Origin of the sequence: Comamonas odontotermitis (assembly GCF_020080045.1) — a bacterium.
Taxonomy (GTDB): Bacteria; Pseudomonadota; Gammaproteobacteria; order Burkholderiales; family Burkholderiaceae_C; genus Comamonas; species Comamonas odontotermitis.
The window spans coordinates 220,984-246,966 of the sequence record NZ_CP083451.1 but is presented as its reverse complement, the minus strand read 5'-3'; the positions used below and the strand labels follow the sequence as shown (position 1 = coordinate 246,966).

The 25,983-nt window shown below is 62.8% G+C and carries 20 protein-coding genes and 1 riboswitch; of the genes, 14 read left to right on the top strand and 6 right to left on the bottom strand.

The window, feature by feature from the left end:
• Positions 1-107: 107 nt before the first annotated feature.
• The 3 genes from LAD35_RS01075 (at position 108) to LAD35_RS01065 (ending at position 2,819) form a co-directional block, all read left to right on the top strand.
• Entirely contained in the window at positions 108-890 is a 783-nt protein-coding gene (locus tag LAD35_RS01075) for an SDR family oxidoreductase (RefSeq protein ID WP_224150928.1), read from the top strand.
• A 58-nt stretch (positions 891-948) separates the two neighbouring features.
• Positions 949-1,218 carry a hypothetical protein gene (locus LAD35_RS01070; protein WP_224150927.1) on the top strand — a complete coding sequence of 90 codons (270 nt, stop codon included), beginning with the start codon at positions 949-951 and terminating at the stop codon, positions 1,216-1,218.
• 230 nt (positions 1,219-1,448) lie between these two features.
• Positions 1,449-2,819, top strand: coding sequence for a glycerophosphodiester phosphodiesterase family protein (locus LAD35_RS01065; RefSeq protein WP_224150926.1), 1,371 nt, complete (start codon positions 1,449-1,451; stop codon positions 2,817-2,819).
• Positions 2,820-2,876: 57 nt separating this feature from the next.
• Here the strand turns inward: LAD35_RS01065 and LAD35_RS01060 are convergent, their stop codons facing one another.
• The 4 genes from LAD35_RS01060 to metH all read right to left on the bottom strand — a co-directional run bounded on the left by LAD35_RS01060 (position 2,877) and on the right by metH (position 8,165).
• On the bottom strand, positions 2,877-3,569 hold the full coding sequence (locus LAD35_RS01060) for an amino acid ABC transporter permease (RefSeq protein ID WP_224150925.1): 693 nt from the start codon (positions 3,567-3,569) through the stop codon (positions 2,877-2,879).
• On the bottom strand, positions 3,566-4,333 hold the full coding sequence (locus LAD35_RS01055; protein WP_224150924.1) for an amino acid ABC transporter permease: 768 nt from the start codon (positions 4,331-4,333) through the stop codon (positions 3,566-3,568). The genes LAD35_RS01060 and LAD35_RS01055 overlap by 4 nt, the downstream gene beginning before the upstream one ends.
• Before the next feature lie 84 nt (positions 4,334-4,417).
• Positions 4,418-5,242, bottom strand: a complete 825-nt coding sequence (locus tag LAD35_RS01050) for an ABC transporter substrate-binding protein (RefSeq protein WP_224150923.1) — start codon at positions 5,240-5,242, stop codon at positions 4,418-4,420.
• A gap of 154 nt (positions 5,243-5,396) precedes the next feature.
• Complete coding sequence (gene metH, locus LAD35_RS01045) at positions 5,397-8,165, bottom strand: methionine synthase (protein ID WP_224150922.1); 2,769 nt, start codon at positions 8,163-8,165, stop codon at positions 5,397-5,399.
• Between the two features lie 35 nt (positions 8,166-8,200).
• Positions 8,201-8,312, bottom strand: a riboswitch (S-adenosyl-L-homocysteine riboswitch).
• 227 nt (positions 8,313-8,539) lie between these two features.
• On the opposite strand from metH, the gene gltS reads away from it, so the two are divergent.
• Entirely contained in the window at positions 8,540-9,778 is a 1,239-nt protein-coding gene (gene gltS / locus LAD35_RS01040) for a sodium/glutamate symporter (protein ID WP_224150921.1), read from the top strand.
• 162 nt (positions 9,779-9,940) lie between these two features.
• Positions 9,941-11,199, top strand: a protein-coding gene (locus LAD35_RS01035; RefSeq protein WP_396022749.1) for an IS3 family transposase whose coding sequence is annotated in 2 segments (ribosomal slippage) — positions 9,941-10,289 and positions 10,289-11,199 — 1,260 coding nt in all. Because the reading frame shifts where the segments join, the coding sequence is not laid out codon by codon here.
• Positions 11,200-11,266: 67 nt separating this feature from the next.
• Here the strand turns inward: LAD35_RS01035 and LAD35_RS01030 are convergent.
• Positions 11,267-11,722 (bottom strand): PACE efflux transporter, encoded by a 456-nt coding sequence (locus tag LAD35_RS01030; protein ID WP_224150920.1) that lies wholly within the window; start codon positions 11,720-11,722, stop codon positions 11,267-11,269.
• A gap of 138 nt (positions 11,723-11,860) precedes the next feature.
• Between LAD35_RS01030 and LAD35_RS01025 the strand changes: the two genes are divergently transcribed.
• Positions 11,861-12,802 (top strand): LysR family transcriptional regulator, encoded by a 942-nt coding sequence (locus LAD35_RS01025; RefSeq protein WP_224150919.1) that lies wholly within the window; start codon positions 11,861-11,863, stop codon positions 12,800-12,802.
• A gap of 139 nt (positions 12,803-12,941) precedes the next feature.
• Here LAD35_RS01025 and LAD35_RS01020 read toward each other — a convergent pair whose 3' ends face one another.
• Complete coding sequence (locus tag LAD35_RS01020; protein WP_224150918.1) at positions 12,942-16,313, bottom strand: mechanosensitive ion channel domain-containing protein; 3,372 nt, start codon at positions 16,311-16,313, stop codon at positions 12,942-12,944.
• Positions 16,314-16,600: 287 nt separating this feature from the next.
• On the opposite strand from LAD35_RS01020, the gene LAD35_RS01015 reads away from it, so the two are divergent.
• The 8 genes from LAD35_RS01015 (at position 16,601) to LAD35_RS00980 (ending at position 25,973) form a co-directional block, all read left to right on the top strand.
• Positions 16,601-17,371, top strand: a complete 771-nt coding sequence (locus LAD35_RS01015; protein WP_224152863.1) for an enoyl-CoA hydratase — start codon at positions 16,601-16,603, stop codon at positions 17,369-17,371.
• A 133-nt stretch (positions 17,372-17,504) separates the two neighbouring features.
• Entirely contained in the window at positions 17,505-18,479 is a 975-nt protein-coding gene (locus LAD35_RS01010; protein WP_224150917.1) for a Bug family tripartite tricarboxylate transporter substrate binding protein, read from the top strand.
• Positions 18,480-18,632: 153 nt separating this feature from the next.
• Positions 18,633-20,066 (top strand): glycosyltransferase family 2 protein, encoded by a 1,434-nt coding sequence (locus tag LAD35_RS01005; protein ID WP_224150916.1) that lies wholly within the window; start codon positions 18,633-18,635, stop codon positions 20,064-20,066.
• On the top strand, positions 20,059-21,012 hold the full coding sequence (locus LAD35_RS01000) for a bactofilin family protein (protein WP_224150915.1): 954 nt from the start codon (positions 20,059-20,061) through the stop codon (positions 21,010-21,012). The genes LAD35_RS01005 and LAD35_RS01000 overlap by 8 nt, the downstream gene beginning before the upstream one ends.
• The gene (locus LAD35_RS00995; RefSeq protein WP_224150914.1) at positions 21,009-21,995 is read left to right on the top strand and encodes a hypothetical protein; all 987 of its coding nucleotides are present in this window, start codon (positions 21,009-21,011) and stop codon (positions 21,993-21,995) included. Before LAD35_RS01000 ends, LAD35_RS00995 begins: the two co-directional genes overlap by 4 nt.
• An 11-nt stretch (positions 21,996-22,006) precedes the next feature.
• Positions 22,007-23,896, top strand: a complete 1,890-nt coding sequence (locus LAD35_RS00990) for a polysaccharide deacetylase family protein (RefSeq protein WP_224150913.1) — start codon at positions 22,007-22,009, stop codon at positions 23,894-23,896.
• A complete protein-coding gene (gene wecB, locus LAD35_RS00985) occupies positions 23,893-25,095 on the top strand; it encodes a non-hydrolyzing UDP-N-acetylglucosamine 2-epimerase (RefSeq protein WP_224150912.1) in 1,203 nt (400 codons plus the stop codon). The genes LAD35_RS00990 and wecB overlap by 4 nt, the downstream gene beginning before the upstream one ends.
• On the top strand, positions 25,092-25,973 hold the full coding sequence (locus LAD35_RS00980; RefSeq protein ID WP_224150911.1) for a YaiO family outer membrane beta-barrel protein: 882 nt from the start codon (positions 25,092-25,094) through the stop codon (positions 25,971-25,973). The genes wecB and LAD35_RS00980 overlap by 4 nt, the downstream gene beginning before the upstream one ends.
• Positions 25,974-25,983: the final 10 nt, after the last annotated feature.

Here is a 25,983-nt window from a genome sequence, read left to right as displayed (position 1 = left end):
AGATTGTTAGTAAATTCTGAATAAATATGGACTAAATTCTATATTTATCTTTGATTTATAACCAATTACGCTGGGCACCTCTGATTCATGCACAGGAGTATTCGTTCATGTCTTCTTCCTCCAAACACAGCCTGCAGGGCAAGACCGTATTGATCGCTGGCGGCGCCAAGAACCTGGGCGGCCTGCTCGCCACGGATTTCGCCCAGCACGGCGCCAAGGCCATTGCCATTCACTACAACAGCGCGGCCAGCAAGGCCGATGCCGAACAGACCCTGGCTGCCGTGCAAAAGCTCGGCGCCAAGGCTGTCATCCTGCAGGGCGACCTGACGACGGCAGCGGCGGTGGAAAAGCTGTTTGCCGACGCCGTTGCCGCCGTGGGCCGCCCGGACATCGCCATCAACACCGTGGGCAAGGTGCTTAAGAAACCCATGGCCGAGATCAGCGAGGCCGAATTTGACGAAATGGATGCCGTCAACAACAAGGCTGCCTTCTTCTTTCTGAAGGAAGCGGGCAAGCATGTGAACGATGGTGGCAAGGTCTGCACACTGGTGACGTCGCTGCTCGGAGCGTTTACGCCGTTCTATTCGTCGTACGCCGGCACCAAGGCACCGGTCGAACACTACACCCGCGCCGCCGCCAAGGAATTCGGCGCACGCGGCATCTCGGTGACCGCCGTGGGCCCCGGCCCGATGGATACGCCGTTCTTCTACGGCCAGGAAAGCACCGATGCCCAGGCCTACCACAAGAGCGCAGCGGCCCTCTCGCCCTTCAGCCAGACAGGGCTCACCGATATCGAAGACGTGGTGCCCTTTGTGCGCCACCTGGTGAGCGACGGCTGGTGGATTACCGGACAAACCATCTTGATCAACGGCGGCTACACGACAAAATAAGCAGACACGGCCTGCACCAGCGGCAGGCCGCATTGTTTTCAACCAAGAGGAGACCGCCATGCACATGCTGCTGGTGATGGTGACGGGCGTGCTGCAGCTCGCCGTTTTCGTGCTGCTGGGCAAGCTGTGGGGGGCCGATGCAGCCAGCATGGCGACCGGCGCCAAGGCGTTCATCCCTGTATGGCTGGCGATGACCCTGGCCAATATGTGGGTGGGTGTGAGCAAGGCAGGCTACACCGTGGCGCAGGAGCTGCCCATCCTGCTGCTCAACTTTGCCGTGCCCGCTGCGCTGGCGCTGGTGCTGGTCTGGCTGCTGCAACGCGCCTGAGAAAGTCGAGAAAGTGTTTACGCCACATTTGCTGCGCCGCAATATCGAAAGTTCTGGGTAAAGCGCACGCAATCCCGTACGCTGCCATGCAGCAGTTTGCGCAAGCGGACTGCCACATGGCGGCGTTGCCGTTGGCGCAGGCTGACGGCCGGGCACACTGTCACACCACAGTCATACGGCGCCCGCAGCATCCACCCACCTTTCGCTTTCTCAACCCTTGGTCGATTCCTATGACAACACGTACCCCCAAGTTCCACCTGACAGCGCTGGGCACGGCCCTGTGCGGCGCCCTGCTGCTGACTGCCTGCGGCGGTGGCGGCGGCGATGATGGTGTGCGCTTCCTCACCCTGGACGGCTACCAGCCCCAGGTGATCGCGCACCGCGGCTACTCCGGCATGTATCCCGAGCAGACACGCATGGCCTATGAGAAGGCCATCGACGCCGGTGCCGACATGATCGAGCTGGACATGCACCTGACGCGCGACTGCCAGCTGGTGGCACGCCACAATGCGTGGCTGGGGGACAGCACCAACATCGCCGACGTTGCCAAGACCAACGCCGCCGTAGCCGCCCGCAAGCGCACGGCCAAGGGCGTGCTGGTGGATGTGAAATACCCCGCCATTCCCGCCAACGGCCCCGCGCAATACCTGAGCGACCAGATCAACCCCAGCGACCCCAAGTCGGTGCTCAAGGCCCTGGTGGTCGACGGCGAAGACCACAGCAACGACTGGTCGATCAGCGACTTCACAATGCAGGAGCTGCGCGACTGGATCGGCGGCACCACCCTGGACAACCGTGCCGACCGCCCCACCGAATGGAACGGCAAGCTGCCGCTCATCAGCGCGCAGGATGTAATCGACATCGCCACGGCCAAGGGCAAGGCGGTGGGCCGCACCATCCCGGTCTATGCCGAAACCAAGAACCCCTACTGGAACAACCAGCAGGCCATCGCCAACGGCTGCGGCGCGCCCGGCAGCCACCCACTGGAAGACGCCACCCTGGCCCTGCTGGAGAAGAACAAGCTCAACAGCAAGGATGCCCCCATCTACATCCAGAGCTTTGACCCCGAAAGCCTGAAATACCTGCGCAAAGCCGGCATGAAGGCCAAGGGCGTGCAGCTGATCGACGGCAACGATTTCGACCTCAAGGATGGCTCGATGGTCTACATCACCACCGATGAGTGGACCTTCATCAGCGGCCGCCCCTACAGCTGGACGCTGGCCGGTGATGCGCGCACCTTCGCCGTCATGCAGACCCCGGCGGGCCTCGCCGAAATCAAGACCTATGCCGACGGCATCGGCCCCTGGAAACCCCAGGTGCTGGCCCACTCGGTGGTGCCGTACAAGGAAGGCGCGGGCCTCAAGGACGTGAACACCCTCAAGGACACCGGCCTGATTGCCAACGCGCACAAGGCTGGCCTGGTGGTGCACAGCTTCACCTTCCGCAACGAGGCAGGGCGCCTTGCCGGTATCTACAAGGGAGACCCGGTACAGGAGTTCCTCGCCTACTACCGCCTGGGCATCGATGGCGTTTTCACCGACTTCACCCCGACCGGCGTGAAGGCGCGCGACGCCTACATTGCCGAGCTGAAGGGCAAGTAAGCCCGCAAGCCCTCACCTTCAAAGTGCAAAAGGACGCCATGCGTCCTTTTTTGTTGCCTACGCATGGGCCCAGCCCGCCCTGCCCCTGCGCTCCACCGCCCAGGCCAGCAGGTTGAGCAGCGAGCACAGCAACCAGTAGATGGCGCCCACCAGCAAAAACACCTCGGCAGGATGCACCATCAGCCGCGCATTGACCTGGGTGGACAGAAAGGACAGCTCGCCCACTCCGACGATGTAGGCGAGCGAGCTGTCCTTGATCAAGGTGACCCACTGGTTCACGAACGACGGCAGCATCACCGGCAAGGCCTGGGGCAGGATCAGGCTGCGCAGCACCTGCCAGCGTGTCAGGCCCAGCGCGGCCCCCGCATCCCACTGGCCTTGCCCGACCGCGCCGATGCCCGCTGCCACCCCGTGCGCCAGGTAGGCACCGCTGACCAGCGACAGCGCGCAGACCACCGAGACGCTGCCGGGCACATCCATATGGAAGAGCACCGGCAGCAGAAAGTAGATCCAGAAGATCAGCAGCAGCACCGGAATCGCGCGCAAAAAACCCAGCACAGTGCGCAACCACCGGGCCCACGGCCCGACTCCCATCACCAGGGCCACACCAAGCACCAGGCCCAGCACGGCGGACAGCAGGCCCGAGCTGGCGCTCAGAATCAGTGTCAGCAGCGCGCCGCCAGGCGGCCCCTCGGGGAAGGTCCCCACCAGCAGGTAGAGCCAATCGTCTTCCAATGCGGAAAAGTTCATGCCCGCCCCGGCTGTACCCGGCCCCAGCGGCGCCGACGTTCCAGGTGCTGGCCAAGCACTTCCAGCGCGAGAATCAGCATGATGTACAGCAGTGTGGTGATGCCATACACTTGGAAGGACTGGAAGGTCTCCGCCTCGGCCTGGCGCGCGCGGTAGGACAGCTCGACCAAGCCTATGGTCATGCCCAGCGACGTGTTCTTGATGATGTTCATGTACTGCCCCAGCAGCGGCGAGGTAATGGTGGCCAGCGCCTGCGGCAGCACAATGTGGCGCTGCACCTGCCAGCCCGTCATGCCCAGCGAGCGCGCTGCCTGAACCTGGTTGGGCGCCACACTACGGATGCCTGCACGCACCTCCTCGCCCACATAGGCCGTGGAATAGAACACCAGGCCGACCGCTGCCGAGATGAACTCGAAGGAAGGCCAGCCCAGGCTGAACCAGCCTCCGCCCAGCGGGTGCGGCCTGTTGAGCCAGGCCATCCACTCGGCTGGCAGCAGGCTGGGCGCCCCGAAGTACCAGAAGAACAGCTGAACCAGCAGCGGCGTATTGCGGAACACCGACAGATAGGCCAGGGCCAGCCCGCGCACCGGCGCCAGCCCGGAATTGCGTGCCAGGGCAAAACCAATGCCCAGCACCGTGGCTGCGGCAATGACCAGCAGCGAGGTCAGCATGGTGACGCACCAGCCGCCGAGCAGCCAGTGCCAGTATTTACCGGCCAGCAGGTGCTGCCAGATCGGATCGAGCCAGAGAAGAAGAGGATGCATGTCTGTCAGCGCACAAAACCCGAGTCCCGGCGCAGGCCGGGATCAGGCAGGTGCCATGGCGATGGCTATGGCCGATGGCAGGCCTCAGCGCTTGTCGCCAATCTTGAAATTGCGCACCAGTGGTGTCGCGCTTTGCGGACCGAACCAGGTGTCGTAGATCTTGCCGGCCCCGCCATTGACTTCCAGCTCCTGCAAGGCAGTGTTGACGAAATCGGTCAGAGCAGCCTCGCCCCTGGGAATGCCCACGCCGATGTAGTCGCTGGAGATCGTGAAGGCCGGAACCTCCCACTTGTCGCGCTCCTGCTTGTCCTTGATGGTGGCCAGCAGGCCCACCAGCTTGGGGCCATCCTGCGAAATGGCCTGCACATTGCCATTGCGCAACGCGGTAAAGGCAAACGGCGTGTCGTCATAGGCCACCAGGGTGGCCTGGGGATACTTTTCGCGCAGCACGATCTCGTTGGTCGTGCCCTTGTCCACGCCAATGCGCAGCGCACTCAATTGCTGCGGCGTGGTCAATGTGCCCTTGGGTGCGATGAACTGCGTGCCCGAAGCAAAGTACGGAATGCTGAAGCCCACCTGCCTGGCGCGCTCTTCGGTGATGGTGAAGTTGGCCAACACCAGATCAACCTTGCCCGCCAGCAAAAGCGGCACGCGGTTGGCCGGATTGGTCGGCACCAGTTGCAGCTTCACGCCCAGGCGTTTGGCGAACTCCTGCGCATAGTCCACGTCCAGGCCCACGATCTTGCGGGTCTTGGGGTCGACGAAGCCGAAGGGCGGATTGGCATCAAACGCCGCCACGCGCAGCACCCCTGCCTGCTTGATGTCCTGCAGGCGATCCGCCCAGGCGGCGCCCGATGCCAGTGCTGCCAGCGCAGCGGTGGCGACCAGCGCCAGTGTCTTGTTTTTCATATCGATGCTTTCTTGAACAAACCCGTGTGCAGCCCCTCGGGCCGCAGCACAGTGAAGTCAGTGTAGAAAGCCGAACCGTCGTCAGGCAACGACGTTTTCATTCAATCGATATGTAGATTTCGCATGTACAACCAGCGTTTTGTCCGCTATGCCATCACCCCAGATTGGGCGCCAGCTTGCGCCGCAGCTCCTCGATGTCCATGCCCCGGCGCTCGGCCATGTCGGCCAGCTGGTCTTCGCCGATCTGGCCCACGTTGAAGTAGGTGGCCTCGGGGCTTCCCAGGTAGAAGCCGCTCACGCTCGATGCGGGGAACATGGCCAGGCTGTCGGTCAGCTCCATGCCGATGTCCTTGGCGTCCAGCAGCTGGAACAGGTCGATCTTGGCCGTGTGATCGGGGCAGGCCGGGTAACCGGGCGCGGGGCGGATGCCCTTGTACTGCTCCTTGATGAGCTGCTCGTTGCTCAAGGCCTCATCTGCGGCGTAACCCCACAGGTCCTTGCGCACGCGCTCGTGCAGGCATTCGGCAAAGGCCTCGGCCAGGCGGTCGGCCAGGGCCTTGAACATGATGCCCGAGTAGTCGTCCAGCGCGTCCTGGAACTCCTTGTCCTTCTTCTCGGCGCCGATGCCGGCCGTCACGGCAAACAGGCCCGCGTAGTCTGCAATGCCCGATTCCTTGGTGGCTACGAAATCCGACAGGCAGCGGCTGGGGCGCATCAGGGGCCGGCCATCCGGGCCATCGATCACCTGCTTTTCGGTCTGCTGGCGCATGCCATACCAGGTCATCAGTTCCGCCGTGCGCGATTCATCGCTGTAGAACACGATGTCATCGCCCACGCGGTTGGCGGGGTACAGCGCCATCACGCCATTGGCGGTGAGCCAGCGGCCCTCGATGATCTTCTTGAGCATGGCCTGCGCATCGGCCAGCACCTTGCGCGCTTCCTCGCCCACCACCTCGTCGTCAAGAATGGCGGGGTAGGACCCAGCCAGGTCCCAGGTCTGGAAGAACGGTGCCCAGTCGATATAGCGGGCGATCTCGGCCAGGTCGAAATTCTTGAACACGCGGCGGCCCAGTGCGCGCGGCACCACAGGCGGGTGGGCGGCAAAATCCATGGGCGTGGCGTTGGCGCGTGCCTTCTCCAGGGGCCACAGTGGCGTCTTCTTCTTGTTGGCGTGCTGGTGGCGCACCTTGTCGTAATCGGCCTCCAGCTCGCTCAGGTAGGCCTGCTTGCCTTCGCCCAGCAGGCTTTGCGCCACGCTCACGCTGCGCGAGGCATCAGGCACGTAGACCACGGGGCCGTCGTACTTGGGCGCAATCTTGACGGCCGTGTGCACGCGCGAGCAGGTGGCCCCGCCGATCAGGAGCGGAATCTTCTTGATGCGGAAGTAGTCGTCCTTGTCCATCTCGCCCGCCACGTACTGCATCTCTTCGAGGCTGGGGGTGATCAGGCCTGACAGGCCGATGATGTCTGCGCCCTCGGCCTTGGCGCGGGCCAGGATCTCGTGGCAGGGCACCATCACGCCCATGTTGATGACCTCGAAGTTGTTGCACTGCAACACCACGGTGACGATGTTCTTGCCGATGTCGTGCACATCGCCCTTGACGGTGGCGATGACGATCTTGCCCTTGCTCGATACGTCCAGGCCCGCTGCTTCCTGCTGGCGCTTTTCTTCTTCGATATAGGGAATGAGGTGGGCCACGGCCTGTTTCATCACCCGCGCACTCTTGACCACCTGGGGCAGGAACATCTTGCCCGCGCCGAAGAGGTCGCCCACGATGTTCATGCCGTCCATCAGCGGGCCTTCGATCACGTGCAGCGGGCGTCCGCCCCCTTGCACCACGATCTGCTGGTAGGCCTCTTCGGTATCGGCGACGATGAAATCGGTGATGCCGTGCACCAGCGCATGCGACAGGCGCTCGCCCACGGTCTTGGGGTGCTCGGGCGTGCCGCGCCATTCGAGCTTCTTGCTATCGTCCTTGGCTGCGCCCTTGGCGGCTTCGGCGATCTCCAGCAGGCGCTCGGCGGCGTCGGGGCGGCGGTTGAGCACCACGTCTTCCACGCGCTCGCGCAGTTGCGGCTCCAGGTCGTCGTAGACGCCCACCATGCCGGCATTGACGATGCCCATGTCCATGCCCGCCTGGATGGCGTGGTAGAGGAACACAGTGTGGATGGCCTCGCGCACCGGGTCATTGCCGCGGAAGGAAAAGCTCACGTTGGACACGCCACCGCTCACCTTGGCGCCAGGCAGGTTCTGCTTGATCCAGCGCGTGGCCTCGATGAACTCGACCGCGTAGTTGTTGTGCTCCTCGATCCCGGTGGCGACGGCAAAGATATTGGGGTCGAAGATGATGTCTTCAGGCGGAAATCCCACTTCATCGACCAGCACGCGGTAGGCGCGCTCGCAGATCTCGACCTTGCGCTGGTAGGTGTCTGCCTGGCCTTTCTCATCGAAGGCCATGACCACGGCGGCTGCGCCGTAGCGCTTGATGAGCTTGGCCTCGTGCTTGAACTTGTCCACCCCCTCCTTCATGGAGATGGAATTGACGATGCCCTTGCCCTGCAGGCAGCGCAGGCCGGCCTCGATGACCTCCCACTTGGACGAATCGACCATCACCGGCACCTTGGCAATGTCGGGTTCGGAAGCAATCAGGTTCAGAAAGCGCACCATGGCGGCCTTGCTGTCGAGCATGGCCTCGTCCATGTTCACATCGATGACCTGGGCGCCGTTTTCCACCTGCTGGCGTGCCACCGACAGCGCCTCCTCATACTGCTCATTGAGGATCATGCGCGCGAAAGCCTTGGAGCCGGTGACGTTGGTGCGCTCGCCCACGTTGACGAACAGCGTGCCCTCGCCGATGAAGACGGGCTCCAGGCCCGACAGGCGCATGGGTGGGACGGAAATGGGAGAAGCAGACGCGGACATGGGGCTCACCTGTGAAAACCAGAAACACACGATAGAACAGGTGAGCGCCGTTGCTGCGGGCAGCGCAAAGCATACCCAGCCACCTGCCCAAGCCTGACAGGCCCGAGATGGTCATACCACCGGCCTGCTGCAGCGCTCCTTGGGACAAGGCCAGCCATTTTAAGCCAGTACGCCAAGCGCTGCTCTATAGCACGCATGAGGGCCATGGCAGCCGCAAATGCCGCTACCCGCCCGGGTTATATCGCCGTTCGAGAACGCTGCCATCGCATTTCGAGCATATTGCGCGGTTTTGTCGGCAAAATATGCCGATCAGCAGAGAACACCTGCACTTTTGTATCCAATCAGGCCCAAGGCCTGCACCTGAGGAGAAAACCTTGCACCTGAGCTTCAGTGCTTATTACACCCTGATCATGGCCGTTCTCGTGCTGTTGCTGGGCAAATTGCTGACCCGGCACATCCGTTTCCTGCGCGATTTCAACATCCCCGAGCCTGTCTCGGGCGGGTTGGTCGTGGCGGCCGTGATCTTTGCGCTGCACCAGCTCACCGGGCTCACCCTGTCCTTTGAATCCGGGCTGCAGTCGGCCTTCATGCTGGTGTTCTTCTCGTCCATTGGCCTCAGTGCCAACTTTGCCAAGCTGCGCGAAGGCGGCATGGGGCTCATCATCTTCCTGGGCGTGATCGTGGCGTTCATCGTCGTGCAGAACGGCGTGGGCGTGGGCCTGGCCACCCTGCTGGGGCTGGATCCGCTGATTGGCCTCGTGGCCGGCTCCATCACCTTGCTGGGCGGCCACGGCACGGCCGGCGCCTGGGGTGCGGTGCTGGAGCAGCAATATGGCCTGAGCGGCGCCACCGCCCTGGGCATTGCCTGCGCCACCTTCGGCCTCGTCATTGGCGGCCTGCTGGGCGGGCCGCTGGCCAAGCGCCTGATCACCCGCCACCAGCTGGCACGCCCGCGCACCAATGCAGAGCAGCAGCAAAGCGACCGCGCCACCGTGAGCGAAGGCAGCGATGTGGCCAATTTCGAATCGCCCAACACAGCGCCGCGCCTGATCACCGCCGAGGCCGCCATCGAAACCCTGGCCCTGTTTGCCGGGTGCCTGGCCTTTGCCGAGTTCATGACCGGCGTCACCCAGGGCACCGCCGTACAGTTGCCGACCTTCGTCTGGGCGCTGGGTGGCGGCGTGGTCATCCGCAACGTGCTGGACTATGCCTTTGGCTTCAAGGTGTTCGACCGCGCCATCGACGTGTTCGGCAACGCTGGCCTGTCGATCTATCTGGCGATCGCCTTGCTCTCGCTCAAGCTCTGGGAGCTGACCGACCTGGCGGGCCCTCTGATGATCATCCTGGCGGCGCAGACCCTGACACTGGCGCTGTTTGCGGCCTTTGTGACCTTCCGCGTCATGGGCCGCAATTACGACGCTGCCGTGCTGGCGGCCGGCCACTGTGGCTTCGGCATGGGCGCCACGCCCACGGCCGTGGCCAACATGCAGGCCATCACCAACCAGTACGGTCCGTCGCACAAGGCTTTTCTCATCGTTCCGTTGGTGGGCGCCTTTTTCATCGACATCATCAACGCCTTTGTGCTGCAGATGATGATTGCCCTGCTGCGCTGAGGTATCTAAAAAATAAATAGCTGCCAGCGCTTGATGGATAAAGGTTTCAGATCATTTTTCTTCTGAAAACCCCGTCCATCAGGCGCTGGCAGCTTCTTTTTTTGAATGTGACCCGTCCTGAATTGGGTTGACACCTTTCTGAAGAACAGAAAGGAAAGTCAAATGGAACAGTGGGTTAAGAGAACGCAACGGGACTACACGCTGGCTTTTAAACTCGCAGTAGTCGATCAAGTAGAAAGAGGTGAGCTGACCTACCGGCAGGCCCATGAGCGGTACGGAATCCAGGGCGCCTCAACTGTACTGGTGTGGCTTCGCAAGCACGGACGGCAGGACTGGAAAGCTGCATCATCAAGGGGCAAAGGATTACAGAAGATGCCTGAATCGCCCAAGCTGCTGACTCCAGAGCAGCGCATCAAGGAGCTGGAAGTGCAACTGAAAGAAGCCCGCGAGAAAGCGGCCTTCTTTGAAGCGGTAGTGAACGTGCTCAAGCGCGACTACGGAGTCCAAGTCACAAAAAAGCCTGCGGGCAAGTCCTCACGCAAAAGCTCGTCAAAGGGTTAAGCGTCACGAGGGCTTGCCGCTACATGGGAATCAGCCGCCAAGCGCACTACAAGCGCCTGGTCTGCCAGCGTGCACGCAGCGAGCGGGACAAGGCGGTGGTGGAGTTGGCCAGTGAAGAGAGGCGCCATCAGCCACGCATTGGCACGCGCAAACTGCTGCACTTGCTCAAGCCGCCGCTTGAACAGGCGGGAATCCAGATCGGGCGCGATGCACTGTTCGTTGTCCTGCGCCAAGCACGCATGCTGGTGCTGCCACGGCATGCGTACCACAAGACCACCAATAGCCATCATCACTACCGCAGGCACCCCAATCTACTCAAGGAGGGCCCGACCAAAACAGTGGCAAGTGGTTGTGAGCAGCTATGGGTCGCTGACATCACGTATCTACCCACCAAGGAGAAGACTGCCTATCTGAGCCTGGTGACCGATGCCTACTCGCGCAAGATCGTGGGCTGGCACGTGCACGATAGTCTGGAGACCAAGCAGGTCAGCCAAGCGTTGAAGATGGCACTGCGTCAGCGGCGAACAGATCAGCCGCTCGTACACCACTCTGATAGAGGTGTTCAGTACTGCTCGGCTCAATACCAGCGCATCCATGCACGCCACCGCATCACCTGCTCCATGACCGATGGCTACGATTGCTACCAAAACGCTCTGGCTGAGCGGGTCAATGGAATCCTCAAGATGGAATACTTGTTGCAACGACCTGCCGATCTCTCGCAGGCCCGCACCATGGTGGGCGAATCGGTACGGCTGTACAACGAGCGCCGGCCGCACCTGTCCCTAAAATACAAAACGCCCGATGCAGTACATCGGGCGTCTCTCGCCAACCAGCTTGGGCTGGAGATTAGTCGCGAATAGGTGTCAACCTATGACAGGACGAGTCAATGCCTTTTTGAATGCTTGTCTGCAGTATCGCTTCAGACCCTCACTGCGCGGAGCGCGGCAGGCCAAAGATGCGGTCAAAGCTCCAGTTGAAGACGAAGGTGTAGACCAGGAAGAACAGCAGCAGGCCGATGTCCATCACCAGCGCTTCCCACAGGCTGACCTTGAACCACCAGGCAAACAGCGGCACCAGCATGAAGACCAGGCCCCCCTCCATGCCGATGGCATGGGCAATGCGGCGGCCAATGCCTCGGCCGCGCGTGGCCTGCCGCGCCTCCCACATCTCGAACAGGTGGTTCCACACCACGTTCCAGCAGATGGCGATGACCGACGAGACCACCGCCACCACACCCGAATGTGCAGCTCCCTGGCCCGACAGTGCGGACAGGCCCGCCGTTGCCGCAACGATGGCAATGGCCTCATACAAACCCACATACGTGACGCGGCGCAACGGCCCTTGCAGCGACCAGGGGCTGCTTTGAATTTTTTGAACTGACATATGGGTCGCCATGGTATGTGCCTTGTACTGATAACATAAGTCAGAATCTTTCAGAAAAAATGACAGGTCACTGTAAAAAGACACGAAACCTGAACCTCCAGCCGGGCTGCACCTGCCGGCGCCGCCATCGATTTGCCCATGACCGAGTCGCCAGCCACCTTTGCCCCTTTTGATTCCGACGCCATCCAGACCTTGCTGGCGGTGCTGGACCACGGCAGCTTTTCTGCCGCCGCCCGCGCACTGGGCAAGGTGCCGTCCGCTGTCAGCATGCAGATTGCGCAGCTGGAAGCGGCACTGAACATGCCGCTGTTTGCCCGCAGCGGGCGCGAGCCCACACCACTGCCCGCTGCGCTGGCGCTCGAACCTCAGGCACGCCTGCTGGCCGCCCAGTTGCAGCAGCTCAATGCCCATGCGCTCGCTCTGGAACGGGGCCTGGAGACACGCCTGACGGTAGCCATCGCACCCGAGTTGCTGTCGGCCCCGTGGGCAGAACCGCTGGCCACCTTGGCGCAGGAATATCCGCAATTGGCGGTCGAGGTGCTGACAGCTCCGCAGGCCGATGCGCTGACCATGCTGCACACCGGCCGCGCGCAGCTGGCGCTGGTGTTTGAACGCCCCAGCCTGGATGGCCGTGAAGGCTTTCAGGAAGTGGCCAGCGAGACCCTGCTGGCGGTGATCGCACCCGCCCACCCGGTGATGCAGACAGCGCGCCACGAAAAGGACCAGAAGGCGCCGCAGCTGCGCGAGCACCACCTCACCAACACACGCCAGATCGTCGTGGCCAGCCGCGACTGGAGCCTGAACGACGAGCGTCTGGTCTATGCCCGCGATGTATGGCGCACGGACAACCATGTGGCCGCGCTGCGCATGATCAGCGCCGGTATCGGCTGGGGCTGGCTGCCACGCAAGCTGGTGGCGCCGCAGCTGCAGTCGGGTGCGCTGGTAGCGATGGAATTTGCCAACCTGAGCAATGGCAACCAGCTATGTGTGGATGTGGTCTGGTCCAAAGAGCACCCCCTGGGCCTTGCTGCCAAACGCTTTGTGGCCCTGGTGCAGGCGGCAGCTCTTGCGGATGCCTGAGATGGGCTTCAAAAAAGTGAGCAGTCAGCGCGGAATGGTCATGGATTTCATGGGTTTTATGCCTTCAACCCAATAACGATCAGCGCAGACAGCTATTCTTTTTTAAGAGACCAGGTGGAACAGGCCAGCCAACGAATCGCTACGCCCCTTTCGCGCCCTCCACGGCCCCTGGAGGTACGTCGCGTACATGGATGTCCATCTGCGGAAATGCAATCGCAATGCCTGCTGCCGCCAGCTTGGTATTGATGCTGCGGTTGAGGTCGTTGCGCACCTGCAACCGGTCGCCCACCGCGCCCACGTAGACACGCAGCTCGAACTTCTGGCCCTGCCCTTCCAGCGCCATGAACCAGCAGTTGGGCTCCGGCTCGCGCAGCACCAGGGAGTGCTCGGCCGCGATGGACAGCAGCAGGCTCTGCACCTGGGCCGGGTCGCTGCCGTGGGCCACACCCACATCGATGACCAGGCGTGTCACATCGTCGCTGAGCGTCCAGTTCGTCACCTGGCCGGTGATGAAGGTCTTGTTGGGAATGACGATTTCCTGGTTGTCGAAATCCAGCACCGTGGTGGCCCGGGTGCGGATGCGCGTCACCGTGCCGGTGTGCTGGTTGATGGTGATGATGTCGCCCACGCGGAAAGGCCGCTCCACCAGCAGAATGAGCCCCGAGACAAAGTTGGCAAAGATCTCCTGCAGGCCGAAACCCAGGCCCACGGTCAACGCGGCGGCCATCCACTGCAGCTGGCTCCAGCGCAGCCCCAGCAATGTCAGCGCACTGACCGTCCCTGCAATGGTGATGGCATAGCGCGCCAGCGTGGCCATGGTGTAGCGGGCGGAGCTGCTGAGGCGCAGCGAGGCCGAGAACGCCACTTCCACCAGGCCTGGGAGGTTGCGCGTCAGGCTGAACGTCAACAGCAGGATCAGCATGCCGAGCAGCAGATCCATCAAACTCACGGGAGCGGAGCGGGTGACACCGCCCGCCTCGGTGTTGGTGGTGTACCAGAGCACCACGCCTTCGAACCGCAGCAGCGCGGGCAGCACCGGCGACCAGGCGTATACCAGGCTGAGCGCCACCAGCACCCGCTGCAGCAGGCCCAGCAGCCGATGCGCCTGCGTGCTCACCGTGACCAGGGCCATCTGGCTTTGCTCATCGGAAGGCGCCTTGCCCGGAGTGTCGGCCGCAGTCACCGTGCCGCCCGCGTGTGTCTGGACGGCCGCGGCACGCAGCCGGTTCAGCGCCAGCCGCCGCTCGCCCAGCAGCAGCCAGCGCCGCAGCAGACTGACCAGCACTTCCGCCGCAGCCAGGAACACAAAGCTGCTCAGCAAGGCCTGGATGACTTCCGTGGCGGTGTAGACGTAACCCAGCACCAGCCCGGCCAGCGTGCCCGCCAGCACCAGCAGCACCGCGACACTCACCACCTGACCCCAGCGCAGGCCCGTACGCCGCTTCCGGATGCTTTGCCGCAGGTACCGGAAGGCAATCCACGCCAGCCCCACTGTCAGCACCAGCAGGCACAGCCGCCCCCAGGTACTGATGGCCGAATCGTCGTGGCTGAAGAATGCCATGCCGCCCAGCAGCTCGATCGGCACAATCAGCCAGGTGGCCCGCAAAACCATCTGGCGCAAATCCTGCACGCGCTCCCGATGCCAGCCAAAGTGCGCCAGCGCCAGCCCGCCGGGACGGAACAGCACATGGAGCAAGGTGACCAGAAAGACGAAATCGCTCAACTGCTCCAGCGCCTGGCCCAGTGGCTCCAGCGCCACCGGCGCGCCAGCCGACTGCAGCAGCACGCCCAGCGCGGCAGTGGCAAAACTCCAGGGCAGCGCGTACAGCAGGCTCCAGCCCAGCGCAATCAAGGTCAGTCCGAAATGGTCCTGCGAGAAATCGTCCACCCGCAGCGCAATGGCCTGCAGCTGCCGCAACGCATAGCGGCGCAGGCCCAGCAGCGCCAGCACGCCCGCAAAGATACCGGCGTACACCCAGAGATTGCGGAGAATGCTTGCGCCCAGCACGCGCGCCGTATTCCACGGTGACGCGCTTCCCGCCTGGTCCACGCCAACGTCTTCCGCGCCCCGCAGCACGGTGCGCCATTCCCCCAGCCAGGCACGGTCCATGGCCTGATGGCTCGGAAACCACAACAGCTCCTTGTCCATGACCTGCCGCAGCGCACTGCCGCTGCGCAGCGTGGCCTGCAGCGCGGCGTCGGTCTGCTCCAGTACCGCAATGCGCCGCAACAGCAGCGGCTGAAGCTGGTCGATCAGCGCCGCCTGCTTGATCCACAGGGCCGAACGCTGGGCAATGCTGCCTGCGCTCGCACCCGCGCCAGCGCCGCCAGAACTGGCCGCCATGCCATTGAGATTGAAGCGCCACTCGCTCGCATTGAACAGCGACAGGCGTAACTCGGCCAGCTCCCGCTGCGTGGCCTTGCGCCGCGCCTGGATGGTGTTGGCCGTAGGCAGTGCTACCCGTTGCTTCCACAACCACTGCCCCACCGATGCGCTACCGCCCAGGCGCAGCCGCGCCTGCGTATCGCGCAGCGCCGATGCCAGCTGGCCTTGGCGGTATTCGTCGGCGGCCAGTGCCTGGCGCTCCTGCACCAGGCTGTTGGTGTGCTCCAGAATCTGGGCCGCCAGGCTGCTGTTTTGCTGGGCCAGTTCGCGGATGGCAGGCGCTGCATCTGCGGCATTGCTTTCGGCTGCCTGCGCTTGCTGCACCTGCTGCTCCAGCTGCTGGCGACTGCGCTCGGCAATGCGCTGGTTCAGCCAGGCCACGCGCGGCGTGCGCTCCAGCAGCTCCCGGCGCTGCGCCTGCAGTTGTGCATCCAGCAGGCGCTGCCGGGTCTCGATGGTGGCCTGTTCCTCCTGGCGCAAGGCCAGCTCCTGCGTGTCACGCCGGTGCTCGGCACTGCGCCGAAGCTGGCGCGCCTGGGTCAGCGCAGGCGATTCGCCGGGTTCAGCCGTCACGGGAAGGGCGCTGTCCTGCACCCGCTGCTGCAATGTGGCCAGATCGGTGCGGCCCGTGCCAGGTTGCGTCACCAGGTTGGCCTGCTCGGCTGCCGTTTTCTCGATGCCGGTCTTGAGCGCAGCAATGGCTTCCCGCTCGTCGGTCAGCAGGCGCTCCAGCACTTCCTGGCTGGCGTTGGCAGGAACACGCTCTTCCCAACGCGCCAGCATCTGGCCCAGCTCCATGTCGCTCAGCGGCGCTGGCAACGCCGGGGCGGGTGCCTGTACACGGCTGCGCAGGCGCTCCAATGACTGTGCCAGCGCATCGGCTTCCTGCTCGGCGGTCTTGGTCGCATCCCGCTGGGCCTGGATGGCGCGCTCCTCCTCCGAGCCACTGCTGCCTGCCTTGCCCATGGCCAACCCTCCCAGTGAAGGCAAGGTTTGCGCCGAGCCGCCAGACAGGGGCAGCAGCCATGTGCACAGCACCAGCAGCACATACAGTACCCATGAGCGGCGCGTTGCAGTGTGCGGCAGACGCAATCGGGCTGGAATCGACGGAAAGGGAGCTCGCATCGGCACAGTGTATCGGTAAGCCACCGGCTTTTCGCCAGGGATTCAGGAGCCGCCTGCGGCCGGTGGCGGGCGACCTCGCATCCCTTGGTATCCTGAATCGTTTGGCAGCCTGCACCAGCAGCGGTGAAGTGGAAATCACCCCGCAGCGCTTTGCATTGACTTCATGAAAATCAATGCACCGGATCTGAGCATTGAAGTATCTCCCCTTCGAGCAGCCCGTACGTGGTGAGTACTCCCATGTCCCTGGCGGGACGGCCGCTGGCTCGCTGCATTTGCACAATGCCAGCATGAGCCTGATCGATCTCCACCACGCCCACGCCACCCTTGAGGACAATGGCGTTGCCACCCTCACCTTCCGCAATGCGGGCAGCCTCAACATCCTGTCGTCACCGGTGTTGACCGATCTGGCGCAAGCTTTCGAAGCGCTATCAAAAGATGAGCGAATCCGCGTGCTGGTGCTGCGTGGCAGCGGCGACAAGGCCTTTGTCGCCGGAGCCGACATCAAGGAGATGCGCAGCCTGAATGCCGACAACGCAGCCGCCTTCATCACGCGCCTGCGCACGGTGTGCGAGGCCGCACGCCAGTTTCCCACACCCGTCATTGCACGCCTTCCGGGTTGGACGCTGGGCGGCGGGCTGGAACTCGCCTGCGCCTGCGACATCCGCGTGGCCAGCAACCGGGTGCAATGCGGCATGCCCGAGGTGAAGGTGGGCATTCCTTCCGTCATCCACGCAGCATTGCTGCCCCGCCTGATTGGCGCTGCCCGCACGCAGTGGCTGCTGCTGACCGGCGACAACATCGATGCCGCGCAATCGCTGCAGTGGGGCCTGCTCGACCATGTGGTGGCGCCCGATCGCCTGGACGAAGAAGTGGAGCGCCTTGCCAGGCAACTGGCTGGCTATGGCCCCCAGGCCCTGCGCCAGCAAAAGCGCATGTTGCGCGCATGGGAAAAACAGTCCATCGACGCAGCCATTGACGACAGCGTGCAGGAGTTCGCCAATGCCTTCAAGACCGGCGAGCCCCAGGCCTACATGGCGAGTTTTGGCGGCAAACACTAACGCTCAATATCGCACTAGCGCAAACACGGATTGCGCAAGTAGCTATACAAACAATAGCATTTCAACACAACCACCACGAAAACCTGCGCAGCGCATTGCCGCGCAGGTTTTTGCTTTCCCGAAAGGACGATCCATGCAACGCCGCCACTTTCTCTCCCTCTCCGCGCTCGGCGCCTTTGGCGCAGCGCCAAGCCTTGGCTTCGCTGTCGATGCCTACCCCACCAAGCCGATCCGCGTGGTCATTCCCTACGCCGCAGGCGGCGTGACCGACAGCGTGGGCCGCAAACTGTGCGAAAACCTGGGCAAGGCCCTGGGCCAGGCCTTGGTGGTGGACAACAAGGCCGGCGCCGGCGGCACTCTGGGCATGGGCGATGTGGCCCGTGCGCCAGCCGACGGCTACACCCTGGCGCTGTCGGCCATCAGCCCGCTCACCTTGTCGCCGCATCTGATGAAGCTGGCCTATGACCCGGCCACCTCGATCGCCGCCGTGGCACCCATGATGTACTCGCCCGTCTACGTGCTGGCTACGCCGGCCTTCAGCGGCAAAAGCTGGGAAGACCTGATCGCGCAGGCCAAGGCCAAGCCGGAAACGATCCGCTTTGCCACGTCCGGCATCGGCTCGGTAGGCCACATCATGCTCGAGCAGATCCAGGCTCGGACAGGCGCAAAGATGATCCATGTACCTTACAAAGGTGTAGGCCAGACCGTGAACGATGCCGTGGGCGGGCACTTCGAGATCATGCTGGGCAATCCCTTTGGCACCATCAACGGCCTGCTCCAGCAAGGCACCCTGCGTCTGCTGGCCACCACCGGGCCCCAGCGCGCACCCAACCAGCCCCAGGCCAGGACATTGGCGGAACTGGGCGTGCCCGAGGCCAATCTGACATCGCTGTTCGGCTTCATGGCGCCCGGCAAGACGCCGCCTGCCATCGTGGCCCAGCTCGCCAGGGCCATACAGACCCAGCTCGACGAGCCCGGCATCCAGGAGCTGATGCGCAGCACCGACAACGTGCCACTCAAGATGAGCCCCGCCGAGTTCACGGAGCTGCTGCGCAAGGAAAGCACGGCCAACGCGAAGATCATTGCACAGGCAGGAATCAAACTGTAACAATATTCGAACACCTTTTGCGGATGTTTTTTGCAGAGAACTAATGTCAATAAAAGCAAACTTCCTATGGAATTTAGGAAATAGCTATTTATTTTTAACATTCGATTGATAGAATTGACTCACTCGTTTGAAGTGATTTAATCTATCAATGCCGTGCTGAAACATCAAGCAACAAAATTTGAAGTAGGCAAAGTCCTCGCATTTGCCGTGGGAGGGCTGCCGGTACTGGCCCACGCCCAACCTTGGGCAGCGGGTCAAAGCTACGACTGGCTGGGGTGGGTGCTGGGCCTGTGCCTGGCCGCACTGTTCGTCATCGTGGCGCTGGAGGCGCTCTACACCTTTCGGCACTACGCCTTCACACTGAACCGCTTGTTCGCGCGTCAGCGACCCATCTACGCCGGGATCGAGCAGGCCAACTGGCCGCACATCACCGTTTTCATTGCTGCGCACAACGAAGAAGCCGTCATCTCCGGCTGCATCGAGGCGCTGCTGAACGTGGACTACCCGCGCGATCGCCTGACCATCATGCCGGTCAACGACCGCTCCACCGATGGAACGCGCCAGATCATCGACAGCTATGCAGACCGCAACCCAGGCCGCCTGCAGCTTTTCCACCGCCAGGACGGCCCCCCCGGCAAGGCGGCAGCGCTGGCCGATGCCACCAGCATCGTTCAGGCCCAGGGCCAGTCCGAGCTGATCGTGATCTTCGATGCGGACTATCTGCCCGGCAAGAAGATCATCAAGCAGCTGGTCGCCCCTTTCCTGGACCCCGAAATCGGCGCCGTCATGGGCCGGGTGGTGCCACAGAATGCAGGTGTCAACCTGCTGACGCGGTTGCTCGATCTGGAGCGCTCCGGCGGCTACCAGGTCGATCAGCAGGCGCGCTACAACATTGGCGCGGTCGCACAGTATGGCGGCACCGTCGGCGGCATCCGCCTCAGTGCGCTGAAAGAGGTTGGCGGCTGGACGCCCAATGTGCTGGCCGAGGACACCGATCTCACCTACCGCCTGCTGCTCAAAGGCTGGCAAACCGCGTACCTGGGCTATGCCGAATGTTACGAGGAAGTACCGGAGAGCTGGGCGGTGCGATTTCGTCAGATTGGCCGCTGGGCCAAGGGCCACAACCAGGTGCTGGCCAAATTCTGGCAGCAGATGGTCACACGCAAGAGCCTGACGATGATGGAGCGCGTCGACGGCCTGGCTTTGCTCGGGGTGTTCCTGATGTCGCCCATCCTGCTGATCGGCTGGGTACTGGCGTTGATCGTGACGGTCACGGGCTACAGCATCAATGCCAATGTCAATATCGCCTTGCTGATGCTGCTGATCACCACCGGCTTTGCATGCGTGGGTAATTTTGCGGCCTTTTTCGAAGTGGCCGCCGCCGTGCACCTGGATGGCCATCAGCGGCGCCTGCGCCTGCTGCCCCTGCTGCTGACCGGCTTTGTCGTCAGCATGATTGCAGTGTCCAAGGCCACGCTCGACGGGCTGGTGCTCGACAGACTCTTGAAGCGGCAGTTCAAATGGGACAAGACCGTGCGCTACCGACAAACCTCGCCAACGCCGCTGCAAGAGGCAACCAGTGAGTGAGGTTCCGTACTCCTGGCTGTTTGGCGTCACATGGCTACTCGTTACAGCGGCGGTCTTCCTGATTCCGCTGTACCCCGCGCTGCGGGAGTTGTATTCGCGCAGCGACGCCGGCGCTCTGGAAATCGACCATCTCGACAATGGCCGCACCGACTATGCTGCGTTGCGCATGGTCGATCAACTGCCTGTGCTGGAAGAGATGCCACGCACTGCGCAGTGGCAGCAGGACGACCGTGGGCAACTGGTCATTCCGCGCGGGCAGACGCGCCTGATGGCAAAAACCATGCGCTCGGTGGTACTGGGGTTTCGCGCTCAGATCAAGGCGCTGGTCTCCAGCGATACGGTGGAGCTGCAGGCCAACAGCATGGTGCTGCACTTTCTCCATGCCAACAACATCCATTGCCTGGGGCCGGTGCATCTGGCACGCCTGAGCAGCGCCGTACGCAATATCGTTCTCTCGCCCGGCAGCCGCTTCCAGCGCCTGTCGGCCACCTGCATCTTCACCTGGCCGCTGAAGCGGTCCCTAGGTTTTCCGCTGGACAGCCTGGGCGATGGCATGCCCCTGACTGTCGTTCAGCAACGCCACCATGGCGACCTGCAGATACCGGCGGGCACCGTGGTTCAAGGCGGACTGGTGGTCACCGGCAACCTGCGGGTCGAGGAAATGGCGGTGGTGACGGGCCATGTCAAGGTGCATGGAAGCGTCACCCTGGCCAAAGGAGCTTGCGTCAAAGGTGCCTTGTTCGCACTGGACAACATTGATACGCTGGGCAACAACTATATCGAGGGCCCGTTGTGTGCAGGCAAGCACCTGCAACTGGGGCCCAACAGCCAGGTCGGCAGCAAGCAGGTGCCATGCAGTGTGTCCGCATGGTCGATTGCGCTGCTGGCATCCGTTCGCGTCTATGGCAGCATGTCTGCCGTACGCTCAGGTCAGGTGGTGTTATGAAGCCGTTGCATGCATTGTTCGCCCGCACTTCCGTCGCTCTTGGCATTGCCATGGGGGCGGCAGGCATGGCCTGCGCGGAGGAGCCACCGGCCCTCTGCGCCTTTGCGACCGGTGACGGTGCCTACTACACCACACTGGGCAGCCCGGTGGTAGACCCCTACTTCATCAACAAGAGCTTCATCATTTCCATGCAGGCCAGCGCGCCGCTGCAGGCCGAATTTGCGCAATGGATTCAATGGCTGCTTCCCAGGCAGCGCAAGGATGGCGGCTTTGACCGTTTCTGCCGCGAGGCGGACAAGACATGGCGCAACTGCATGGCGGCCGATGCCGACGACTCCATGGCAGCCACCACGATCCAGATGTTGAACATGGGGTTGCAAAAGGCGTGGGTTCCAGCCCTCCAGCGACGGGCAGCAGCTCAGGCCATTGCGGCCAGCCAGCGGCTGCTGGCCAGCCTGCGCAACCCGCAGAGCCAGCTATACAGGGTCTTCCCGGGTACCGAGCTGTACTACCTGATGGACAACATCGAGGTGTATGAGGCATTGCGGTCGGACATTCACGCCGCAGGGCCTGCCAACCAGCTTGCGGCGGCCATCCGCAAGCAGTTCTGGACAGGCCAGCAATGGAAGCCCGCCATTCCGGAATATGCCCAGGTCCAGTTCTATCCCCATACGCTGGCCAGCGCCTACCTGTGGAACACCGGCATCCTGTCCGTCAGGGAATCCGACAACGCAACCGCCCAGTGGCTGGCTCAGCACCGCGATACCTGGCTTGCACGCAGCGGTGATCGCTATGCCTGGGGGTTGGTTGCATGGAACATGCGCCAGTCTGCACCTCTGCAAGCCGCATGCTGGCGCGCGTCCCTGCGGCCGTTTCAGGAAAAGACCGGCTGGACCGTTCTGGATGCGATGGTCGATCTGTCCCTGGCACACCTGGGCATTGCCAAGCAATGCGCCAGTGCGCTGCCTGCAGCTGCTCCATGAGCGCATAGCCGATGACGAAATCCCTGTCCTGGAAACAATGGCTGGCAGCCTCCGTCGCCGTGCTCTGTGTACTGGCAGCGATTGCCTGGCACCAGATGTCCAGCCGCCATGCCAGTGAGCGCTATGGCAGCCTCACCCTGCTGATCCCCGACTCCATGGCCATGGATGCGCCCGAAGTCAGCATCTGGACACAGGCGGCCGCAGAGCGCGGCGTGCTTCTGACACCGCTGTCCATCAGCACCTGGATGCGTGGGGTGAACTATGGCGCCAAGGCCGCTCAGCAAGCCGTCATCATTCCGGATACATTCCACCGCCGCATATCCGACGCCGCCGCGCAGACGCTGATGGACGTGGTGCACGCCGGTGGCAAGGCCATGGTGGTGCAGGATGGAGGCCTGCTGGACGAACGCGGTTACTACAGCCCTGGGCAGGCGCGCTTTTCCGCCATGCTGGGCGTGCGCTATGGCGACTACGACCAGTACAAGGAGAACCTGTCCGACTACGACGAAATCATGGGCTCTGCCTCCACCATGGAAGCCCTGGGTATACCGCCAGGCCGCTATCTCAATGCCAAGGCGGCGGCCAGCCTGACATCGATTGCCGCATCCGACCTGGCGCGCGCCAACCCGGAGTTCGACAGCTTTGTGGCGGGCTATACCAAGGATTCCCAGCGCTTTGCGGTCCTGAAGACAGACCGCCCTGCGACACCACGCATCCTGCTCCAGTCTGCCGACGGCAACGTGGTGGCAAGCATCCACCGCTGGGGCCAGGGCGAGGCGATGTTCGTCAACCTTCCCCTCACCTACCTGCTCGAACGTACCGACGGTATTTTTCTTCATGGATTCCTGGCCTACTTCTCCAGCGAGATGGTCAGGCAGCCGTCACTGCTGGCTACGCCCGATGGCATCGGCGCCCTGGTCCTGAACTGGCACAACGATGACCGCAAGGCCATCGGCTTTCTGCATACCCTGCAGGACGAAGGCATCTTTGACCATGGCCACCAGTCCATGCATTTCACTGCCGGCCCCGATGTGAACCGTGAAGGCGACGGGCTGGGCATGGACCTCGATCACAACCCTGACGCGCAGGAGATGGTTCAGAAGTTGCGCAGCCAGGGCCACACCATCGGCAACCATGGCGGATGGATCCACAACTATTTCGGCGCCAATGCCAACGACAGCAATGGTGACGACTTCGAACAATATCTGGATCTGAACAACCAGGCCGTGACCAAAGCCAACGGCGGCCAGGAGCCCAAGGAATACTCTGCACCAACAGGCAACCAGCCCCTGTGGGTGTATGACTGGATGTCTGCACATGGGGTGAAGGCCTACTACACCTCCGGCAGCGTGGGCATGCCTCCGACACGCCTGTGGCTGGGGTTTCGACAGGTCGCCGATGCCTGGGCATTCCCCGTGCTGACCTATGGCCAGGTGGCGTCAGCCGAAGAGGCCTCATTCCAGCACATGTCCGTCGATGAATTCGGGCAATGGCTGCAGCAGCTTGCCCGGTTCATTGAACAGACACGAACCATCCGGCTGAGTTATTTTCACCCCATCGGCGCCGTCAGCTACCTGCCGGCCGTCAAGGCGTATATAGAGACCATGCAAGGCTGTGCGGACCGCGCGCAATGCCAGTTCATATCGATGACCGAGGCCGCCGACTTTCTCAGCAGCCGGGCGCAGGTGCAGTGGTCATTGCAGGAGCAGGGCGACGACGACGTCCTGACAGCCTCCCACCCCCAATCCCTCGCCTCCATGGCCTGGTCGATTCCCAAAGCCCGGTATTCCGGCGTCCAGATACAGTCCGGGGAGGCGAATGTGCAAGGCACAGACCAGACCTGGCTGGTGCGCGCAAAAGCCGGCCAACAACTCATAATGGTATTGCACCGTCGTCCATGACATCATCCACCCGTTCATCCGTTGTCGCCATCATGGGCACCCGCCCTGAAATCATCAAGATGGCACCTGTTGTCCTCGCACTGCGCGAACAGGGCATACTGACCCATGTGCTGCATACCGGGCAGCACGAAGAGATGGCCTGGCCGCTGTATGAATTCTTCGGTATCCAGCCGGAGGAAATCATCCGTCTCAAGCGCGAAGTACCCACCTTGCCGGCCCTGGCAAGCGAGTTGATGTCGGCCATCGGCACCCAGCTCTCCCGCCTGCAGCCCGCAGCTGCCTTGGTCCACGGTGACACCAGCAGCGCTGCCATGGGGGCGCTGGCCGCCGCGTTCTTACAGATTCCCGTGGGCCATGTGGAAGCGGGTCTGCGTTCGGGACGCATGGATGAGCCCTTTCCCGAAGAAATCAACCGCAGCCTGATCGGCCGCGTCAGCCACTGGCACTTTGCACCTACTGCCCAGGCCAGCAGCAACCTGGAAAAGGAAAATGTACCGGGCACGATCTCCATTGTCGGCAACACCGTGGTAGATGCCGTGCTGCTGGCGGCACAGCATGTACGTGCCCAGCGTCTGGCGGGCCAGCCCATCGCCAACCCGGACTTCCAGTGGTTTCTGGACAGCGGCTTGCGCAAGCTCGTTCTGGTCACCGCCCACCGGCGCGAAAACTGGGGCGCGCCCATGGAACAGATCGCCAGTGCGGTGGCCACTCTGCTCCAGCAATGCCCGGATGCCGCCGTCATCTGGCCCCTGCACCTGAACCCTCTGGTACAGCAGAGCGTGCGCGCCGTCCATGCCGCCAGCACGCCCGATATTCAGCAACGCTGGCGCCTCGCCGCGCCGCTCGACTATCCCCCCATGGTGGAAATCATGGATGCTGCCGACCTGCTGCTCACCGACTCGGGAGGCATCCAGGAGGAAGGGCTGTCTCTGCACAAGCCCTTGCTGGTTATGCGCGATGTCACTGAGCGCCCGGAAGTCATTACCTGTGGCGGCGGATTGCTGGTCGGTACCGACCCGCAGCGCATCGTATCGGCTGCAACCAGCGTTCTGGCCGATGGCCGCCTGCCCGGCCTTGCCTCCACCCATGGGCAGGCCAACCCCTTTGGCGACGGAACCAGCGGTGCCCAGATTGCCGCCGTCCTGCACAGACATCTGCACGACGTTCCTGCCGCAACCCCCAACACCCGATCACTATGAAGCATCTCACCACCCTTGCATTCGTGGGACTGAGCGCAGCCAGTCTGTGGATGCCCGGCATCTCATCCGCCCAGACCGCAGAAGGCGAAGCTGCGGCGCCCACAGCCACGGCGCCCGAAGCGGCGCCAGCGCCAGCACCATCCGCTGATTTCGAGCCCGGGCGCCGTGGCCGGATGGACGTCGGCATGGGGTATTCCACGCTGACGGGTGGCAACAGCAATTGGAACGACCAGTTCGTCCGTGGCCATATAGGACTCAAGCCCGGAACCACCTTGAACTGGGATCTGTCCAGCCAGCGCCACTTCGACGAGCGTGGCACAGTCGGCGCCCTGTCACTGACCCATACCCTGTCGCCCTGGTGGTACATGTCCGTCGGCGCCAGCGCGGGCTCTGCCGATTTTCAGAACAAGTACCGGGGCGACATTGCCATCTACCGCAAATGGACCGACACCCAGCAGTGGGTTACCGGCCTGGCGTTGATGAAATCTGCCAGCCGCGACGGCGTCCATCGCGACACCGGCGTCACCGCATCGGTGGCGTACTACTCCACCAATGCATGGGTTGCCGAAGGCGGCGTGGTCTACAACAAGTCCAACCCCGGTGCGGTCGATGGCTTTCGCGGCTTTGCAGCGCTGACCCTGGGCACCGAGAAGCAGCACTATTTCACGGCGCGCATCGACCATGGCAAGGAAGGCTATCTGCCCACCGGCGCCATCGCCGACAGCGGCAACCATGTCGGCTTTCAATCCACCGAACTCAGCCTGCAGTGGCGCCAGTGGCTGGCAAAGGATTGGGGATACGTCGTGGGCGGGCAGTTCTATCGCAATCCCTACTACAACCGCAAGGGACTGAGCGCCGCGCTTTTCTTTGATTTCTAGGACCCAGCAA

Coding starts and splice junctions, on each gene's coding strand:
- LAD35_RS01075 (WP_224150928.1), top strand. CDS start 108: ATGTCTTCTTCCTCCAAACACAGCCTGCAGGGCAAGACCGTATTGATC.
- LAD35_RS01070 (WP_224150927.1), top strand. CDS start 949: ATGCACATGCTGCTGGTGATGGTGACGGGCGTGCTGCAGCTCGCCGTT.
- LAD35_RS01065 (WP_224150926.1), top strand. CDS start 1,449: ATGACAACACGTACCCCCAAGTTCCACCTGACAGCGCTGGGCACGGCC.
- LAD35_RS01060 (WP_224150925.1), bottom strand. CDS start 3,569: ATGAACTTTTCCGCATTGGAAGACGATTGGCTCTACCTGCTGGTGGGG.
- LAD35_RS01055 (WP_224150924.1), bottom strand. CDS start 4,333: ATGCATCCTCTTCTTCTCTGGCTCGATCCGATCTGGCAGCACCTGCTG.
- LAD35_RS01050 (WP_224150923.1), bottom strand. CDS start 5,242: ATGAAAAACAAGACACTGGCGCTGGTCGCCACCGCTGCGCTGGCAGCA.
- metH (WP_224150922.1), bottom strand. CDS start 8,165: ATGTCCGCGTCTGCTTCTCCCATTTCCGTCCCACCCATGCGCCTGTCG.
- LAD35_RS01030 (WP_224150920.1), bottom strand. CDS start 11,722: ATGTCAGTTCAAAAAATTCAAAGCAGCCCCTGGTCGCTGCAAGGGCCG.
- LAD35_RS01025 (WP_224150919.1), top strand. CDS start 11,861: ATGACCGAGTCGCCAGCCACCTTTGCCCCTTTTGATTCCGACGCCATC.
- LAD35_RS01020 (WP_224150918.1), bottom strand. CDS start 16,313: ATGCGAGCTCCCTTTCCGTCGATTCCAGCCCGATTGCGTCTGCCGCAC.
- LAD35_RS01015 (WP_224152863.1), top strand. CDS start 16,601: ATGAGCCTGATCGATCTCCACCACGCCCACGCCACCCTTGAGGACAAT.
- LAD35_RS01010 (WP_224150917.1), top strand. CDS start 17,505: ATGCAACGCCGCCACTTTCTCTCCCTCTCCGCGCTCGGCGCCTTTGGC.
- LAD35_RS00995 (WP_224150914.1), top strand. CDS start 21,009: ATGAAGCCGTTGCATGCATTGTTCGCCCGCACTTCCGTCGCTCTTGGC.
- LAD35_RS00990 (WP_224150913.1), top strand. CDS start 22,007: ATGACGAAATCCCTGTCCTGGAAACAATGGCTGGCAGCCTCCGTCGCC.
- wecB (WP_224150912.1), top strand. CDS start 23,893: ATGACATCATCCACCCGTTCATCCGTTGTCGCCATCATGGGCACCCGC.
- LAD35_RS00980 (WP_224150911.1), top strand. CDS start 25,092: ATGAAGCATCTCACCACCCTTGCATTCGTGGGACTGAGCGCAGCCAGT.